The sequence below is a fragment of the Paraburkholderia rhynchosiae genome (assembly GCF_002879865.1).
GTDB lineage: Bacteria > Pseudomonadota > Gammaproteobacteria > Burkholderiales > Burkholderiaceae > Paraburkholderia > Paraburkholderia rhynchosiae.
The window spans coordinates 14,611-30,099 of record NZ_PNXY01000051.1; the positions used below are offsets into that span (position 1 = coordinate 14,611).

Genomic DNA, 15,489 nt, shown 5'->3' on the forward strand with positions numbered 1-15,489 from the left:
GAAACGACACGCGGCGCGGCCCGGCTCCACATCGCTCAAAGCCTTGTCCAGCAAGGCTTTCATGGCCACCCGCCAATGCGCGTGCGACAGGGGTGTCGTATTTCCACATGTGCTTGTCGCAAATAGTCGGCTAGGCGTACTTTTTTCTGGCAACTATGTATGCACAGCGCGGACGGACGTCCGCCACGCAGCTTTGCATGTACCAGAGTAAGTGCCTTGCGCTAACTCGACATAGGAGAGCACTTAATGAATTCCCCCAAGGTCGTGGTTGAAGGGTTGTGCAAGGTGTTCGGCACTAACCCCAAACAGGCGCTCGGCATGCTGGCAGGCGGCGCAACGAAAGAGGAAGTCTTCGCGCGCACCGGCCAGATTGTCGGCGTTCACAACGTATCGTTCGAAGTCAAGGAAGGCGAGATCTTCGTGCTGATGGGCCTGTCCGGCTCCGGCAAGTCGACGCTGATTCGCCTGATCAACCGGCTCGTGGAGCCGTCGGCGGGCAAGGTGCTCATCGACGGACGCGACGTGGCCAGCGTGCCGCGCGCCGAATTGACGGCGCTGCGCCGCAAGGACATGAGCATGGTGTTCCAGTCCTTCGCGCTGATGCCGCAACGCACGGTGTTGTCCAACGCGGCGTTCGGCCTCGAAGTGGCGGGCGTGGGCCGCAAGGAACGCGAAGCACGCGCGATGACCGTGCTGGAGCAGGTCGGCCTCGCGCCGTTCGCTGCGAAGCTGCCCGCGCAACTTTCCGGCGGCATGCAGCAGCGCGTGGGTCTCGCGCGGGCGCTTGCGGTCAACCCGTCGCTAATGATCATGGATGAAGCGTTCTCCGCACTCGACCCGCTCAAGCGCAAGGAAATGCAGAACGTGCTGCTCGATTTGCAACGCGAGCAGCAGCGCACGATTCTGTTCGTGTCGCATGATCTCGAAGAAGCGATGCGCATCGGCACGCGCATCGCGATCATGGAAGGCGGCAAGGTGGTGCAGATCGGCACGCCGCAGCAGATCATCACGAATCCCGCCGACGACTACGTGCGTGCTTTCTTCGAAGGCATCGACACCAGCCGTTACCTCACTGCCGGCGATCTGATGCAGACCGACGCCGTGCCGCTAATGCACTCGCATTCGCCGCAGATCGACGCATCGAGCGTCGCGGCCACGCTGAACGGCAGCGCCGACTACGCGTTCGTCCTCGACGGCGAACGCAAGTTCCGCGGCTTCGTGTGCCGCGATGAAACGGGCAGCGCATCGCCAAAACTGAATTACGTCGAATGCATTCGCCGCACTACACCGCTCGACGATGTAGTGCAGCGCGTGGTCGCGAGCCGCGCGCCTTTGCCGGTCGTCGAAGCAGACGGCTCCTACTGCGGTTCGGTCAACAAGACGAACGTGCTGCACGTTCTCACGCGCCATCGAGGTTCCCATGTCTGAAATCATTCCACTTGGCGCCTGGGTCGATCACGGCGTCCACTATCTGCTCGACCACGACGCAAAGACTTTCGATTCGATCGGCAAGGTCATCGAGAGCTTTGCAGCGCTGATCGAACAAGGTCTGCAAGCGGTGCCGATGTGGGCGCTGATGGCGTTTTTCGTCGGCATCGGATTGTGGCGAGTGGGCTGGCGTTTCGCGCTGTTCACGCTGCTCTCGATGCTCCTGATCTACGGCACCGGCTTCTGGGATCAGATGGTGATCACGCTCGGCCTCACGCTGTCGTCCACGTTGATTAGCCTGCTGCTCGGCGTGCCGCTCGGCATCTGGACCGCGAAGAGCCGCACGGTCGAAATGATGGTGCGTCCCGTGCTCGACCTGATGCAGACCATGCCCGCGTTTGTGTATCTGATTCCGGCCGCGATGCTGTTCGGTCTCGGCCGCGTGCCCGGCATTCTCTCCACCGTGATCTTCGCGATGCCGCCCGCGGTGCGTCTCACGTCGCTCGGCATCAAGCACGTGAACCGTGAAATCGTCGAAGCGGGGCAGGCTTTTGGCTGCACGCCGTGGCAATTGCTCTACAAGGTGCAGTTTCCAAACGCACTGCCGTCGATCATGACGGGCGTGAATCAGACCATCATGATGGCGCTGTCGATGGTGATCATTGCGTCGATGGTCGGCGCGGGCGGTCTCGGCAACGACGTGCTCGCCAGTATTCAGCGGCTCGACATTGGACTTGGCTTCGAGAGCGGACTCTCGGTCGTGATGCTTGCGATCATTTTGGACCGGATCACCGAAAGCTTCGGCCGCTCGCCCGGCATGGCGCGCGCGCCGCTCTTCTCGGGCTTGCGCAATCTGATGAAGGTGCGTCGCGCGCCGGCCGCGCAGCACAGCTGAGCAGCCCATGAAGCGCGACGCGATCACCCAGGTCGAAGCCCCGTCCGATTCGCCGCTCTCACGGCTCGCGCACGTCGGCTTTCTGACGCTGCCGAACTTCTCGATGATCGCGTTTACGAGCGCGGTCGAAGTGCTGCGCATGGCCAACTACGTGGGCCGCGCGCAGCACTACCGGTGGTCGGTGATCTCGCCGGACGGCGAACCGGCGCGGGCGAGCAACGGCATCACGGTGAAGCCCACCACGACGCTCGCTGAAGCCGGCATGCCGGATGTGCTGATCGTCTGCGCGGGCTGGCACGTGCGCGATTACGTCGACGACACGGTGGTCGGTTTGCTGCGCGACGTGGCGGCGCAGGGCATTCCGCTCGGCGGCATCTGCACGGGGCCGTATGCACTGCTCGCGGCGGGCCTGCTCGACGGTTATCGCTGCACCGTGCATTGGGAAGACATGTCGCCGCTGCATAAGAGCTATCCGCATGTGCGCTTCGCCGACGAACTGTTCGTGATCGACCGCGACCGCATGACATGCACGGGGGGCACCGCGCCGCTCGATCTGATGCTGAAGCTGGTCGGCATGCGTCTCGGCCACGCGGTCGCGGCGCAGGTGTCCGAGCAATTCATCGTGGAAAGAATTCGCGGCTCGACGGATTACCAGCACATTCCCGTCGACGCCCGCGTCGGTTTCTCGCGCGCGGAATTGATCGAGGTCGTGCGGCTGATGGAAGCGAACATCGAAGAGCCTCTATCGCTCGACGAGCTCGCGCGGCTCGTGCACTTGTCGCAACGTCACTTGCAGCGCATGTTCAAGATGTTCCTGAGCGTGTCGCCGACGCATTACTATCTGACGCTGCGTTTGCGTCGCGCGCGTGAATTGCTGCGCAATACCGACGCTTCGATTGCGCGCGTCACGGCCGTGTGCGGTTTTCATTCGCCGTGCCATTTCAGCAAGGCGTATCGCGCGCAATTCGGTCATGCGCCGAGCGTGGAGCGGCGGCTGTCGGCGTAGCAAAACCAGTCAAGCATCAACCACCCCTGAGGAACCGCCATGAAACGTTTGTGGGTTGCGTCGTTGTGCGCGCTGTCTGTGTCGTCTGTCCCGTCCGTGTTCGCCGCCGAACCCGCCACATGTCGCGACGTCCGCTTTGCCGATGTTGGCTGGACCGATATCGCGGCCACTACCGGGCTTGCGTCGACGGTGCTCGAAGGGCTCGGCTACAAGCCGACCAAGACGATCGCTTCGGTGCCGATCACCTTTGCCGGCGTCAAGAGCAAGCAGATCGACGTGTTCCTCGGCTACTGGTCGCCGACCATGGACCCGATGATCGACCCGTTCAAGAAGGCCGGCCAGCTGAGCGTGCTGCCCACGCCGAACCTCACCGGCGCGAAGTACACGCTGGCCGTGCCGGACTACGCGTATCAGGCGGGCATCAAATCTTTCGCCGACATAGCGAAGAACTACGACAAGCTCGGCGGCAAGATCTACGGCATCGAGCCGGGTAACGACGGCAATGCGTTGATCAAGAAGATGATCGACAGCAATCAGTACGGGCTCGGCAAGTTCAAGCTGGTCGAGTCGAGCGAGGCGGGCATGCTGGTCGAGGTGAACCGCGCGATCCGCGACAAGAAGCCGATCGTGTTCCTCGGCTGGGAACCGCATCCAATGAACGTGCAGATGAAGATCGATTATCTGTCCGGCGGCGATGATGTATTCGGCCCGAACTACGGCGAAGCCAAGGTGATGACGGTCACGCCGACCGATTACTCGACGCGTTGCCCGAACGTCGCAAAGCTCGTGTCGAACCTGCATTTCACGACCGACATCGAGAACCACGTGATGCTGCCGATCATGAACAAAACGGACCCGAACAAGGCCGCGCGTGAATGGTTGAAGGCGAATCCGGCGGTGCTCGATCAGTGGCTGGCGGGCGTGAAAACGTTCGACGGCAAGGATGGATTGCCGGCGGTCAAGGCGTATGTAGTTGGGAAGTGATGTGTGAGTTTCGCGTCGCGTTGGCGCCGCGAAAACGTCTTGCGCGATTTGAGCCCTTGAATCAGGGCGTCAAATCGCCTGCGCCCGCCCCGGAAACGTCTCATCATAGTCGCCGCTATCTTCCGCTTCAGCCGCCGTGCCGCGCTGCTCGCGATACATCATCGGCGGCAAACCGAATTGCTTGCGGAATTCGCGGCCCAGATGCGATGCGTCTGAAAACCCGCAGCTCGACGCAATGTCGGCCACCGTCTTGTCCGAACTCGTCAACAGCCACGCGGCCGTGCGCAAACGCACCTGCTTCGCGTAGGCCTGCGGCGCCTTACCGGTTTGCGCCTTGAAAAGCCGCTCCAACTGACGCGGCGAAAGATCGAGCTTGCGCGCGAGTTCATCGAGCGAGAGCGAACGCCCCACGTGCTGTTCCATCAGTAGAATCGCGCGCTTCACTTTCGGATGCGCGGCGGGTGCCAGTCCCGGCGGATGCGGCTGCGGCGCATTGCCTTTCTGCATGTCGTCGACGAGCAGAATGCGCAGCGCCTTCTGCACCGTCGCGGTTTCGAAGTGACGCAACAGAATGGCCGCGGCCACGTCGATGGAAGCGCGTCCGCCTGAACACGTAATGCGGCGGCGGTCGATCACGAACAGCCGGTCGGCCACCAGCGCCTCTTCATTGACCGACGGAAACCGCTCGATGAAATCCCAGTAGTGAAACCAGCTCACACAGATGCGATAACCGTCGAGCACGCCCGCGCGCATCAGCGAGAACACGCCCGTGCACATGCCGACGAGCGTCGCATCGGCAGCGGCGGCGCGGCGGATGAACGCGAGCGTCGCGTCGCTCGCGGCCGGTCCTGAATGCAGCAGGCCGCCCACCACGACGACGTAATCGAATCGCTCGGCGTTGTCGAAGGTTTCCCACGGCGTGATCTGGATGCCGCAGCTCGCGCGCACCGGAGCAAGGGTTTCCCCTATCACGCTCCATGAACAGCGCACGGGCTTGCTGAAGTCGCCCTCATCGGCGGACAGCCGCAACAGGTCGACGAAACCCGAGAACGCAGTCAGCGTGAAGTTCGGCAGCAGGATGATGCCAAAGCGGATGCGCTGCTTGAGCGCGCCGTCGATGGATTGAGGAGGAAGCGGTTCAGCGGAGTTCATGCATGCAGCCAGAGCGGGAAAAGGTTGAGCCAAGCATAGCACCGGAACGCGGTGCGGCATTTATCGCCATGCCGTCAGCATCGCCAGCCGCAACAGCAGCGCCTGTCGCAAATGCGTCAGAAGACATCGCAAATACGCCGCAGTGCTTGGCGGGCGGTGCGCTTGACGCCACTATCCCACTGTCATGCCGTTTTTATTCTATCGGTCCAATTTGACGTGCGGTGCAATAGAGCCTGTTTCAAGGTACATCCCGCCACCCAGGCATTGCAACGCATAAGGTACGCCATGAACGTCAGCGTCTTCGATCTGTTCAAGATCGGTATCGGTCCCTCTAGCTCGCACACGGTCGGGCCGATGATCGCTGCGTGCCGTTTCGCGTCGCATATCGAAGATGCCAACCTGCTCGCGTTCGTGCGCCGCATAAAAATCGAACTGTTCGGTTCTCTCGGCGCAACTGGCAAGGGGCATGGCACGGACAAGGCGGTACTGCTCGGGCTCGAAGGCAATCTGCCCGAACTGATCGATCCCGACATGATCGAGCCGCGCCTGCAGGCAATCCGCGAGACGAAGCAACTCGCGCTGCTCGGCAAGCATCCGGTGAAATTCGACGAGCGCGAGCACCTCGGCTTTTTCCGCAAGCTGATGCCGGGCGCGCCCGGCTCCGGCATTGTGCATCCGAACGGCATGCGCTTCCAGGCATTCGACGAAAACGGGCAACTGCTGGTCGAGAAAGAGTATTACTCGATCGGCGGAGGCTTCGTAGTGAATCGCGAAGGCGACCGCGTGAACGGCGTGCGTGCCGGCGCCGAGGTGCCGTATCCGTTTCGTACCGGCGATGATCTGATGCGCGTGTGCCGCGAAACCGGCCTCTCCATCGCGCAGGTGACGCTGAAGAACGAATGCGCGACGCGCTCCGAACAGGAAGTGCGGGAAGGGCTGCTGGCGATCTGGCGCACGATGTCGGCTTGCGTCGAACGAGGTTGCAAGGTGCGCGGCGAGTTGCCGGGACCGATGCATGTGAAGCGCCGCGCGGCGGACCTGTGTGCGCAATTGCGCTCGCACTCCGAAGAGTCGTTGCGCGATCCGCTTTCGATGCTCGACTGGGTCAATCTGTATGCAATGGCCGTCAACGAAGAAAACGCGGCGGGCGGCCGCGTCGTCACTGCGCCGACCAACGGTGCGGCCGGCGTGATTCCCGCCGTGCTGCATTACTACGTGAAATTCATGCATGCGTCGAACGACGAAGGCATCGTCAACTTCCTGCTGACGGCTGCGGCGATCGGAATCATCTATAAGGAAACCGCGTCAATCTCCGGCGCGGAAGTGGGCTGCCAGGGCGAAGTGGGCGTGGCCTGTTCGATGGCGGCCGCGGCGCTCGCCGCCGTGATGGGCGGCACGCCGACGCAAGTCGAAAACGCCGCGGAAATCGGCATGGAACACAACCTCGGCATGACCTGCGACCCGGTCGGCGGGCTCGTGCAGATTCCCTGCATCGAGCGCAATGCAATGGGCGCGATCAAGGCGCTGAACGCCGCGCGCATGGCAATGAAGGGCGACGGCCAGCACTATGTGTCGCTCGACAACGTGATCAAGACGATGCGCGAAACCGGCGCGGACATGAAGACGAAATATAAGGAGACGTCGCGCGGCGGACTGGCCGTGAACGTCATCGAGTGTTGAACAGCGCTTTGTTTCAGATGTGACGAAGCACCAGGCACTAGCACCAAAAGCACCGACAGTACCCACAAGGATCAATGATGAGCCGCTATTCGATATTCAGCCTCTTGCGCAACGGGATGTCGTATCACGAGAACTGGGAGCGACAGTGGAAGAGTCCCGAGCCCAAACGCGAGTACGACGTGGTGATCGTCGGCGGCGGCGGGCATGGTCTCGCCACGGCCTATTACCTCGCGAAAGAGCATGGCGTGCGCAATATCGCCGTGCTCGAGAAGGGCTGGATCGGCGGCGGCAATACGGCGCGCAATACGACCATCGTGCGCTCGAATTACCTGTGGGACGAATCGGCCGCGCTCTACGAAAAGGCAATGAAACTGTGGGAAGGGCTCTCGCAGGATCTGAACTACAACGTGATGTTCAGCCAGCGCGGCGTGATGAATCTCGCGCACACGTTGCAGGACGTGCGCGACACCGAGCGTCGTGTAAATGCGAACCGGCTGAACGGTGTCGATGCTGAATTCCTCACGCCCGCGCAGATCAAGGAGCTCGAGCCGACCATCAATCTGAACAGCCGCTATCCGGTGCTCGGTGCGTCGATTCAGCGGCGCGGCGGCGTGGCGCGTCACGATGCAGTGGCCTGGGGTTTCGCGCGCGGCGCGGATCAGGCGGGCGTCGACATCGTGCAGAATTGCCAGGTCACGGGCATCCGCCGCAACGGCAGCCAGGTGACGGGGGTCGATACCACGAAGGGTTTCATCAAGGCCAGGAAAGTCGCGATCGTGGCGGCGGGCAATACGTCGACGCTCGCCGATATGGCCGGCGTGCGCTTGCCGCTCGAAAGCCACCCGTTGCAAGCGCTGGTCTCCGAGCCGATCAAGCCGGTCGTCAACACGGTCGTGATGTCGAACGCGGTGCATGCGTATATCAGCCAGTCCGACAAGGGCGATCTGGTGATCGGCGCGGGTGTCGACCAGTACACGGGTTTCGGTCAGCGCGGCAGCTTCCAGATTATCGAAGGCACGCTCGAAGCCATCGTCGAAATGTTCCCGGTGTTTTCGCGCGTGCGGATGAACCGTCAGTGGGGCGGGATCGTGGACGTCTCGCCGGACGCATGCCCGATCATCAGCAAGACGGACGTGAAGGGGCTCTATTTCAACTGCGGCTGGGGCACGGGCGGCTTCAAGGCGACGCCCGGTTCCGGTTGGGCCTATGCGTACACCATTGCCAAGGACGAGCCGCATGAGCTGAATGCGCCGTTCTCGCTGGACCGTTTCTACACGGGCCATCTTATCGACGAGCACGGCGCGGCCGCCGTCGCCCACTAACGCGCCACATAGAGAGAGACAACATGCTGATGATCGAATGCCCGTGGTGCGGGCCACGCGCCGAAACCGAATTTTCCTGCGGCGGCGAAGCGGACATCATGCGTCCGCTCGACACCGAAAAACTCACCGACAAGGAATGGGGCGACTACCTGTTCATGCGTAAGAATCCGCGCGGCGTGCATCGCGAGCAATGGATGCATGCGCAAGGTTGCCGCCGCTGGTTCAAGGCGCAGCGCGACACGGTGAGCTACGAGATCCAGGGCTACGAGACGTTCGACCGTCCGCTGCTCAAGATGGACAGCAACGAGGGCAAGCCACAAGAGGGTAAGACGCAATGAGCCAGAAAGACCGACTCCAGAATGGCGGGCGCATCAACCGCGCATTGCCGCTCACGTTCACATTCAACGGCCGCCAGTATCAGGGTTATCAGGGCGACACGCTGGCTTCCGCCTTGCTCGCCAACGGCCTGCATTTTGTTGCGCGTAGCTGGAAATATCACCGGCCGCGCGGCATCGTCACCGCGGGTGTGGAAGAGCCGAATGCGGTCGTGCAACTCGAAACCGGCGCATACACGGTGCCGAATGCGCGCGCGACCGAAATCGAGCTGTATCAGGGGCTCGTCGCGAGCAGCGTGAACGCGAAGCCGAGCATCGAGAAAGATCGCATGGCGGTCAATCAGAAGTTCGCGCGCTTCATTCCAGCGGGCTTCTACTACAAGACCTTCATGTGGCCGCGCAAATTCTGGCCGAAGTACGAAGAAGTGATCCGCGACGCGGCCGGTCTCGGCAAGGCGCCGGAGCAACTCGACGCGGACCGCTACGACAAGTGCTTTGCGCATTGCGACGTGCTGGTGGTCGGCGGCGGGCCGAGCGGTCTCGCGGCCGCGCATGCAGCCGCTTTGTCCGGCGCGCGCGTGACGCTCGTCGACGATCAGCCCGAACTCGGCGGCTCGCTGCTGTCGTGCCGCGCGGAGATCGACGGCAAGCCGGCCTTGCAGTGGGTGCACAAGATCGAAGACGAACTGCGGCAAATGCCCGAGGTCAAGATTCTTTCGCGCAGCACCGCGTTCGGCTATCAGGATCACAACCTCGTCACGGTGACGCAGCGTCTGACAGATCATCTACCCGTGTCGCAACGCAAGGGCACGCGCGAACTGATGTGGAAGATCCGCGCGAAACGCGTGATTCTCGCGACCGGCGCGCATGAGCGGCCCATCGTGTTCGGCAACAACGATCTGCCGGGCGTGATGCTCGCTTCGGCGGTGTCGACGTATCTGCATCGGTATGCGGTATTGCCGGGCCGCGACGCCGTGGTGTTCACGAACAACGACGACGGCTATCAATGCGCGCTCGATCTCAAAGCGGCCGGCGCGCAAGTGACGGTGATCGATCCGCGAGCCGGCGAATCGAAGGGCACACTGCCCGCGCTTGCACGCCGCTATGGCGTGAAGGTGATCAGCGGTGCGGTGATCACGGCGGCGCACGGCAAACTGCGTGTGGCGTCCGTCGAGGTTGCTTCCTACGCCAATGGTGAGGTCGGCGCGAAGCAAAGCGAGTTGTCCTGCGATCTGCTCGCCATGTCCGGCGGCTGGAGTCCCGTGCTGCATCTGTTCGCGCAGTCGGGCGGCAAGGCGCACTGGCATGACGAGAAGGCCTGCTTCGTGCCGGGCAAGGCGATGCAGGCGGAGACGAGCGTCGGCGCCTGCGCGGGCGATTTCACGCTGGGCCGTGGCATTCGCTTCGCCGTCGATGCCGGCGTCGAAGCGGCGCGCGCCGCGGGCCATATCGTCGCGCGGCCGAATCCGGTGCAGGTGGCCGAGATCAGCGAGGCGAAGATGCAGCCGCTGTGGCTCGTCGGCGGACGCGAACTGGCGACGCGTGGGCCGAAGCAGTTCGTCGACTTCCAGAACGACGTGTCCGCTGCGGATATTTTCCTCGCCGCGCGCGAAGGCTTCGAATCGGTCGAACACGTAAAGCGTTACACGGCGATGGGTTTCGGCACCGATCAGGGCAAGCTCGGCAATATCAACGGCATGGCGATTCTCGCGCAGGCGCTCGGCAAGACGATTCCCGAGACCGGCACCACGACGTTCCGTCCGAACTACACGCCGGTCACGTTCGGCACGTTCGCGGGCCGCGAGCTGGGCGAGTTTCTCGATCCGGTGCGTAAGACGGCGGTGCATGAATGGCACCTCGAAAACGGCGCGGCTTTCGAGGACGTCGGCAACTGGAAGCGCCCGTGGTATTACCCGAAAGCAGGTGAGGACATGCATGCCGCCGTCGCGCGCGAATCGCTCGCGGTGCGCAAGAGTGTGGGCATTCTCGATGCATCGACGCTGGGCAAGATCGACATTCAAGGACCCGATTCGGCCAAGCTGCTGAACTGGTTCTATACGAATCCGTGGAGCAAGCTGGAGGTCGGCAAATGCCGCTATGGGCTGATGCTCGACGAAAACGGCATGATCTTCGACGACGGCGTGACCGTGCGCCTCGCCGACCAGCACTACATGATGACGACAACCACGGGCGGCGCAGCGCGTGTGCTCACGTGGCTCGAACGCTGGCTGCAAACAGAATGGCCAGACATGCGCGTGCGCCTTGCGTCGGTCACGGATCACTGGGCGACCTTCGCCGTGGTCGGTCCGAACAGCCGCAAGGTCTTGCAGAAGGTGTGTCACGACATCGACTTCGCGAATGCAGCGTTTCCGTTCATGAGCTATCGCGAAGGCACGGTTGGGGGCGCCGCGTCGCGTGTGATGCGCATCAGCTTCTCCGGCGAACTCGCGTACGAAGTGAACGTGCCGGCGAATGTGGGGCGCGCGGTGTGGGAAGCGTTGATGGCCGCAGGCGCGGAATTCGACATCACGCCGTATGGCACCGAAACGATGCACGTGTTGCGCGCGGAGAAGGGCTACATCATCGTGGGCCAGGATACCGATGGTTCGATGACACCGTACGACCTCGGCATGGGCGGGCTCGTCGCGAAGTCGAAGGACTTTCTCGGCAAGCGTTCGCTGACCCGCTCGGATACGGCGAAGGCAGGGCGCAAGCAACTGGTCGGATTGCTCTCGGACGATCCGTCGTTCGTGATACCCGAAGGTTCGCAGATCGTCGCAGGTCCCTTCCAGGGCGATACGGCGCCGATGCTCGGCCATGTCACGTCGAGCTATTACAGCCCGATCCTGAAGCGCTCGATCGCGATGGCCGTCGTGAAGGGCGGTCTCGACAAGATCGGCGAAACGGTCACCGTACCGCTTTCTAGCGGCAAACAGATTGCAGCGAAGATCACCAGTTCGGTGTTCTACGACAGCGAAGGAGCGCGTCAACATGTGGAATGAAACAGGTGGAACGGCGTCGGTCGTGAATCGCGCTGTCGGCAAGCAGACGGGCGTGTGGCAGGAGTCGCCGCTGGTGGGCGTGGATGCGCTGCTGAAAAAACATCAGGCGACGGCATCCGCGGCATTCAAACTGAGCGAGCGGCCGTTTCTCGAACTCGTGAACGTGCGCGGCGATTCGCGCGACGTCGCGTTCGTGCAGGCGGTGCAAAACGTGCTGGGTTGCCCGCCGCCGGAGAAGGCCAACACGGTCGCGCGCGGCAATGGCTACGACATGTTGTGGCTCGGCCCGGACGAATGGCTGGTGCGCTCCGCGACCGCGCACGACGCAACGCGCACCGCGCCGTTGCAGGCGAAGCTCGGCGCCGCGTTTGCGGGCGTGTTCGCTTCGGCGGTGGATATTGGCAGCGGCTATACGGTGCTCGAAATCAGCGGCACGCGCACGCGTGAAGTGCTCTCGCGCGGCTGTCCTCTCGATCTGCATCCGAAGCTGTTCGGCGACGGACAGTGTGCGCAAAGCCACTACTTCAAGGCGTCGATGACGCTCGTGCCCACCGGCGCCGACAGTTTCGACCTCGTCGTGAGGCGCAGCTTTGCGGACTACTTCGTGAAGATCATGCTCGATGCAGCCGAGCCGCTGATGTCGTGACTGTCGCCGCGAGTGGTGTGCCCGCGCACCGCTCGCGGCTTTTCCGCTGCCGGACTCACATGACGTTGACCCGTGTCGTCACCGCGCGCCTCACCGAGCGCACGTGCCAGCAGGGCGATGCCGATGCCGCGCTTGCGCTGCTCGATCAGAGCATGCTGCTGCGGCACCGGCGCATCGCGCTGATCCGCTATCTGCTCGCGCAGCAACTCGGTGCGCCGTTGCAGGCGCGGCATCATGAATACGTTCAGAAGATCGCCGCGCGGCTGAGCGCGGACGCGCTCGCGCGCATTGCAGGCGCTGCGCGTGCGCGGCTGCGTTGATAGCGTTTTGCAGTTGCGTCGCGGATTGCTCGCGGGTTGCTCGCGGTTTGCTCTCGATCGCCGCGCCATCGCCAATACCCCGGAACAACCGCGCCGCCGTTCCATTCCGATGGACCGCGAAGCGCATGCTGCGCGCGCCGGTCTCAGCCGATATGACGCGAGATGATCATCTTCTGGATGTGGCTGGTGCCTTCATAAATTTTGCACACCCGCACATCCCGCAGATAGCGTTCGACCGGAAAGTCGCACAGGTATCCGTAGCCGCCATGGATCTGTAGCGCGTTCGAGCAAACCTGCTCGGCGATCTCACTCGCAAACAGCTTCGCGATCGATGCCTCCTTCATGCAATCGACGCCCGCGTCGCGCAGGCGCGCCGCGTGAATGCAGTACTGGAATGCAACGTCGACCTGTGCGGCCATGTCGGCGAGATCGAACGCAACGCCCTGAAGCCGCGCGATGGGCGCGCCGTACGCCTCGCGCTCATTTGCATATTTCACGGCCGCCTCGAGCGCGGCGCGCGCCGCTCCGGCTGCGATGAACGCAATGCCGATACGCCCATCCGACAACCCGCCCATGACTGTGCGATAGCCGTCGCCCTCGGCGCCCAACCTGTCCGCGACGGGCACACGATAGTTGTCGAGCGTGATCTGCGCTGTGTGAGCCGTGTGCTGGCCCAGCTTGCTCTCCACACGCGTCGTGAGATAGCCCGGTTTTGAAGTATCGACGATAAACGTGGTCGCGCCACGCTTGCCGGCGGCCTTGTCCGTGATCGCGAACGCAACGCCCACGCCGGCTTCGCTGCCGTTCGAAATGAACTGCTTCGTGCCGTTGAGCACATAGTGGTCGCCGTCGCGCACGGCGCTAGCCCGCAGTGCCGCCGTATCCGAGCCCGCGTGCGGCTCCGAGAGCAGAAATGCGCCGATCGCTTCGCCGCTTGCCATGGCGGGCAGATAGTGGCGCTTCTGATCTTCGGTGCCGTTCTCGGCGATACACATCGCCGTGAAGTTGTGGACGTGCAGGATGGTCGCGAGCCCCGCGTCCACCGCCGCGAATTCGTGCTGAGCCAGGCAGAAATCGAGCACGCCTGCGGCAGTGCCGCCGTATGCCTCGGGAACCAGCATGCCGAGAAAGCCGAGTTCCGCAAGATCCTTCAGTTCCTTATGCGGCCACGCGGATTGGAGATCGCGCTGGGCGGCTGTCGGCGCGATGATTTCCGTCGCCACCCGTCGCGCAGTATCGCGAATCAGGATCTGCTGTTCACTGAGAAACAGGCTCGATAGGTCTTTATTCATCAGTCATCCTTGGTATAGGCAAGCGTGCTCGATGGCTACCAGAAGACGCGCACGCACTCAGCGCGCGGCCCAGTCTTTCAGGACCGTGTCCGTGTGTTCGCCGCGGCGGGGAATCGCGCGCGGGCCGTGCGCGGGCGTCGCCGAAAAGCGCGGCGCGGGATTGGGCTGCAAGACGCCGCCCTCACGTGTGTAGGTCTGCCGTGCCTGCATATGCGGGTGCGTGGCAGCTTCCTCGGGGCTCAGAACGGGCGCAAAGCATGCATCGGTGCCTTCAAGCAGCGCACACCATTCGTCGCGCGAGCGGCTCGCGAACAGCTCGGCGAAGCGCTGACGCAAGACCGGCCACGCGCGTCTGTCGTGGGCGTCGTTGTATGCGCGATCGTCGGCAAGGCCGAGTTTCTCGCACAACAGCCGATAGAACTTCGGTTCCATTGACCCCACCGAGATCATGCCGCCGTCGGCGCAGCGATAGGTGTTGTACCAGTGCGGGCCATCCAGCAGGCTTTGCCCGCGCTCGGTAGTGAACTGGCCCGACGCGTGCAACGCGAGAAGCAGCGACATCATGTGCGCGCTGCCGTCGACAATGGCGGCGTCGACCACCTGTCCCTGTCCAGTGCCGCGCGCATGCATGATGCCGGCGAGCAGACCGACGGCCAGATAGAGCGCGCCGCCGCCCATGTCGCCGACCAGACTCGGCGGCGTCATCGGCGTCTCGCCAGGCTGACCGGCATACCAGAGCGCGCCGGACAGCGCGATGTAGTTCAGATCGTGTCCCGCGGCGTGAGCAAGCGGACCGGTTTGACCCCAGCCCGTCATACGCCCGTACACGAGCCGCGGATTGCGCTGCAGGCAGGCGTCGGGGCCGAGACCGAGCCGCTCCATCACGCCGGGGCGCATGCCTTCAATGAGCGCATCAGAATATTCGACAAGATCGAGTACCGTCTGCACGCCTTCCGGCGTTTTCAGATCGGCAGCGATAGAGCGCTTGCCGCGATTCGGAATGTCGTGCTGCGCGAGGTCGACCTGTTCGACGCCGCGATCCAGGCGGTCGACAACCACGACGTCTGCGCCCAGATCGGCGAGCAGCATGCCGCAAAACGGCCCCGGGCCGATGCCCGCGATTTCGAGCACGCGGATCCCCGTCAGCGGGCCTTGTCTCTGCGACGTCATGGTCTGCCTCATGTGAATGAATGCAGCCAATGATAGAGAGCGCAACGCGCATTCACACCCCTCGGAGGGGCAGGGGGCTCTACGGTGGAACGTTGCGATACGACAGGCGCGACCCCCTACTTAAGACCTTAGGATTACCCACATCTCGTGATGTGAATCACCCGTCCTGGCTAAAGATCCGGTACATCTCCGTGATTTCGTGGAGCACCAGGAAGCCGCGCCACATGACCGTAGGCCCGGGCGGGTGATCATGCTTG

At 63.0% G+C, this 15,489-nt stretch carries 13 protein-coding genes; 10 read left to right on the plus strand and 3 right to left on the minus strand.

Annotation, left to right across the window (positions count from 1 at the left end; genetic code table 11):
- The first annotated feature begins 246 nt into the window (after positions 1-246).
- The 4 genes from C0Z16_RS34245 to C0Z16_RS34260 are packed head-to-tail and all read left to right on the plus strand — an operon-like array spanning position 247 to position 4,313.
- Positions 247-1,428: a quaternary amine ABC transporter ATP-binding protein gene (locus C0Z16_RS34245; RefSeq protein ID WP_102636419.1), complete on the plus strand. Its 1,182-nt coding sequence runs from the start codon at positions 247-249 to the stop codon at positions 1,426-1,428.
- Positions 1,421-2,323: a choline ABC transporter permease subunit gene (gene choW, locus C0Z16_RS34250; RefSeq protein ID WP_102636420.1), complete on the plus strand. Its 903-nt coding sequence runs from the start codon at positions 1,421-1,423 to the stop codon at positions 2,321-2,323. The genes C0Z16_RS34245 and choW overlap by 8 nt, the downstream gene beginning before the upstream one ends.
- Before the next feature lie 7 nt (positions 2,324-2,330).
- Positions 2,331-3,329: a GlxA family transcriptional regulator gene (locus C0Z16_RS34255; protein WP_102636421.1), complete on the plus strand. Its 999-nt coding sequence runs from the start codon at positions 2,331-2,333 to the stop codon at positions 3,327-3,329.
- Positions 3,330-3,368: 39 nt separating this feature from the next.
- Positions 3,369-4,313 carry a choline ABC transporter substrate-binding protein gene (locus C0Z16_RS34260; protein WP_102636422.1) on the plus strand — a complete coding sequence of 315 codons (945 nt, stop codon included), beginning with the start codon at positions 3,369-3,371 and terminating at the stop codon, positions 4,311-4,313.
- 69 nt (positions 4,314-4,382) lie between these two features.
- On the opposite strand, the gene C0Z16_RS34265 is transcribed toward C0Z16_RS34260, so the two are convergent.
- Positions 4,383-5,465 (minus strand): GlxA family transcriptional regulator, encoded by a 1,083-nt coding sequence (locus C0Z16_RS34265; protein ID WP_102636423.1) that lies wholly within the window; start codon positions 5,463-5,465, stop codon positions 4,383-4,385.
- A 285-nt stretch (positions 5,466-5,750) separates the two neighbouring features.
- Between C0Z16_RS34265 and C0Z16_RS34270 the strand changes: the two genes are divergently transcribed.
- From C0Z16_RS34270 to C0Z16_RS34295, 6 genes are all read left to right on the plus strand, one after another.
- On the plus strand, positions 5,751-7,145 hold the full coding sequence (locus tag C0Z16_RS34270; RefSeq protein ID WP_102636424.1) for an L-serine ammonia-lyase: 1,395 nt from the start codon (positions 5,751-5,753) through the stop codon (positions 7,143-7,145).
- A gap of 77 nt (positions 7,146-7,222) precedes the next feature.
- Positions 7,223-8,467 (plus strand): sarcosine oxidase subunit beta family protein, encoded by a 1,245-nt coding sequence (locus tag C0Z16_RS34275; protein WP_102636425.1) that lies wholly within the window; start codon positions 7,223-7,225, stop codon positions 8,465-8,467.
- Between the two features lie 23 nt (positions 8,468-8,490).
- A complete protein-coding gene (locus tag C0Z16_RS34280; RefSeq protein WP_102636426.1) occupies positions 8,491-8,805 on the plus strand; it encodes a sarcosine oxidase subunit delta in 315 nt (104 codons plus the stop codon).
- Positions 8,802-11,804, plus strand: coding sequence for a sarcosine oxidase subunit alpha family protein (locus C0Z16_RS34285; RefSeq protein ID WP_102636427.1), 3,003 nt, complete (start codon positions 8,802-8,804; stop codon positions 11,802-11,804). Before C0Z16_RS34280 ends, C0Z16_RS34285 begins: the two co-directional genes overlap by 4 nt.
- A complete protein-coding gene (locus C0Z16_RS34290) occupies positions 11,794-12,450 on the plus strand; it encodes a sarcosine oxidase subunit gamma (protein ID WP_102636428.1) in 657 nt (218 codons plus the stop codon). Before C0Z16_RS34285 ends, C0Z16_RS34290 begins: the two co-directional genes overlap by 11 nt.
- A gap of 59 nt (positions 12,451-12,509) precedes the next feature.
- On the plus strand, positions 12,510-12,770 hold the full coding sequence (locus tag C0Z16_RS34295; RefSeq protein WP_102636429.1) for a hypothetical protein: 261 nt from the start codon (positions 12,510-12,512) through the stop codon (positions 12,768-12,770).
- Positions 12,771-12,913: 143 nt separating this feature from the next.
- On the opposite strand, the gene C0Z16_RS34300 is transcribed toward C0Z16_RS34295, so the two are convergent.
- Both C0Z16_RS34300 and C0Z16_RS34305 read right to left on the minus strand, forming a co-directional pair.
- Positions 12,914-14,062 carry an acyl-CoA dehydrogenase family protein gene (locus C0Z16_RS34300; protein ID WP_102636430.1) on the minus strand — a complete coding sequence of 383 codons (1,149 nt, stop codon included), beginning with the start codon at positions 14,060-14,062 and terminating at the stop codon, positions 12,914-12,916.
- Between the two features lie 57 nt (positions 14,063-14,119).
- A complete protein-coding gene (locus C0Z16_RS34305; RefSeq protein ID WP_102636431.1) occupies positions 14,120-15,232 on the minus strand; it encodes a CaiB/BaiF CoA transferase family protein in 1,113 nt (370 codons plus the stop codon).
- Between the last annotated feature and the right edge of the window lie 257 nt (positions 15,233-15,489).

What these genes read in the sequence shown, in the direction of transcription:
- C0Z16_RS34245 (WP_102636419.1), top strand. Translation starts at nt 247, where the DNA reads ATGAATTCCCCCAAGGTCGTGGTTGAAGGGTTGTGCAAGGTGTTCGGC.
- choW (WP_102636420.1), top strand. Translation starts at nt 1,421, where the DNA reads ATGTCTGAAATCATTCCACTTGGCGCCTGGGTCGATCACGGCGTCCAC.
- C0Z16_RS34255 (WP_102636421.1), top strand. Translation starts at nt 2,331, where the DNA reads ATGAAGCGCGACGCGATCACCCAGGTCGAAGCCCCGTCCGATTCGCCG.
- C0Z16_RS34260 (WP_102636422.1), top strand. Translation starts at nt 3,369, where the DNA reads ATGAAACGTTTGTGGGTTGCGTCGTTGTGCGCGCTGTCTGTGTCGTCT.
- C0Z16_RS34265 (WP_102636423.1), bottom strand. Translation starts at nt 5,465, where the DNA reads ATGAACTCCGCTGAACCGCTTCCTCCTCAATCCATCGACGGCGCGCTC.
- C0Z16_RS34270 (WP_102636424.1), top strand. Translation starts at nt 5,751, where the DNA reads ATGAACGTCAGCGTCTTCGATCTGTTCAAGATCGGTATCGGTCCCTCT.
- C0Z16_RS34275 (WP_102636425.1), top strand. Translation starts at nt 7,223, where the DNA reads ATGAGCCGCTATTCGATATTCAGCCTCTTGCGCAACGGGATGTCGTAT.
- C0Z16_RS34280 (WP_102636426.1), top strand. Translation starts at nt 8,491, where the DNA reads ATGCTGATGATCGAATGCCCGTGGTGCGGGCCACGCGCCGAAACCGAA.
- C0Z16_RS34285 (WP_102636427.1), top strand. Translation starts at nt 8,802, where the DNA reads ATGAGCCAGAAAGACCGACTCCAGAATGGCGGGCGCATCAACCGCGCA.
- C0Z16_RS34290 (WP_102636428.1), top strand. Translation starts at nt 11,794, where the DNA reads ATGTGGAATGAAACAGGTGGAACGGCGTCGGTCGTGAATCGCGCTGTC.
- C0Z16_RS34295 (WP_102636429.1), top strand. Translation starts at nt 12,510, where the DNA reads ATGACGTTGACCCGTGTCGTCACCGCGCGCCTCACCGAGCGCACGTGC.
- C0Z16_RS34300 (WP_102636430.1), bottom strand. Translation starts at nt 14,062, where the DNA reads ATGAATAAAGACCTATCGAGCCTGTTTCTCAGTGAACAGCAGATCCTG.
- C0Z16_RS34305 (WP_102636431.1), bottom strand. Translation starts at nt 15,232, where the DNA reads ATGACGTCGCAGAGACAAGGCCCGCTGACGGGGATCCGCGTGCTCGAA.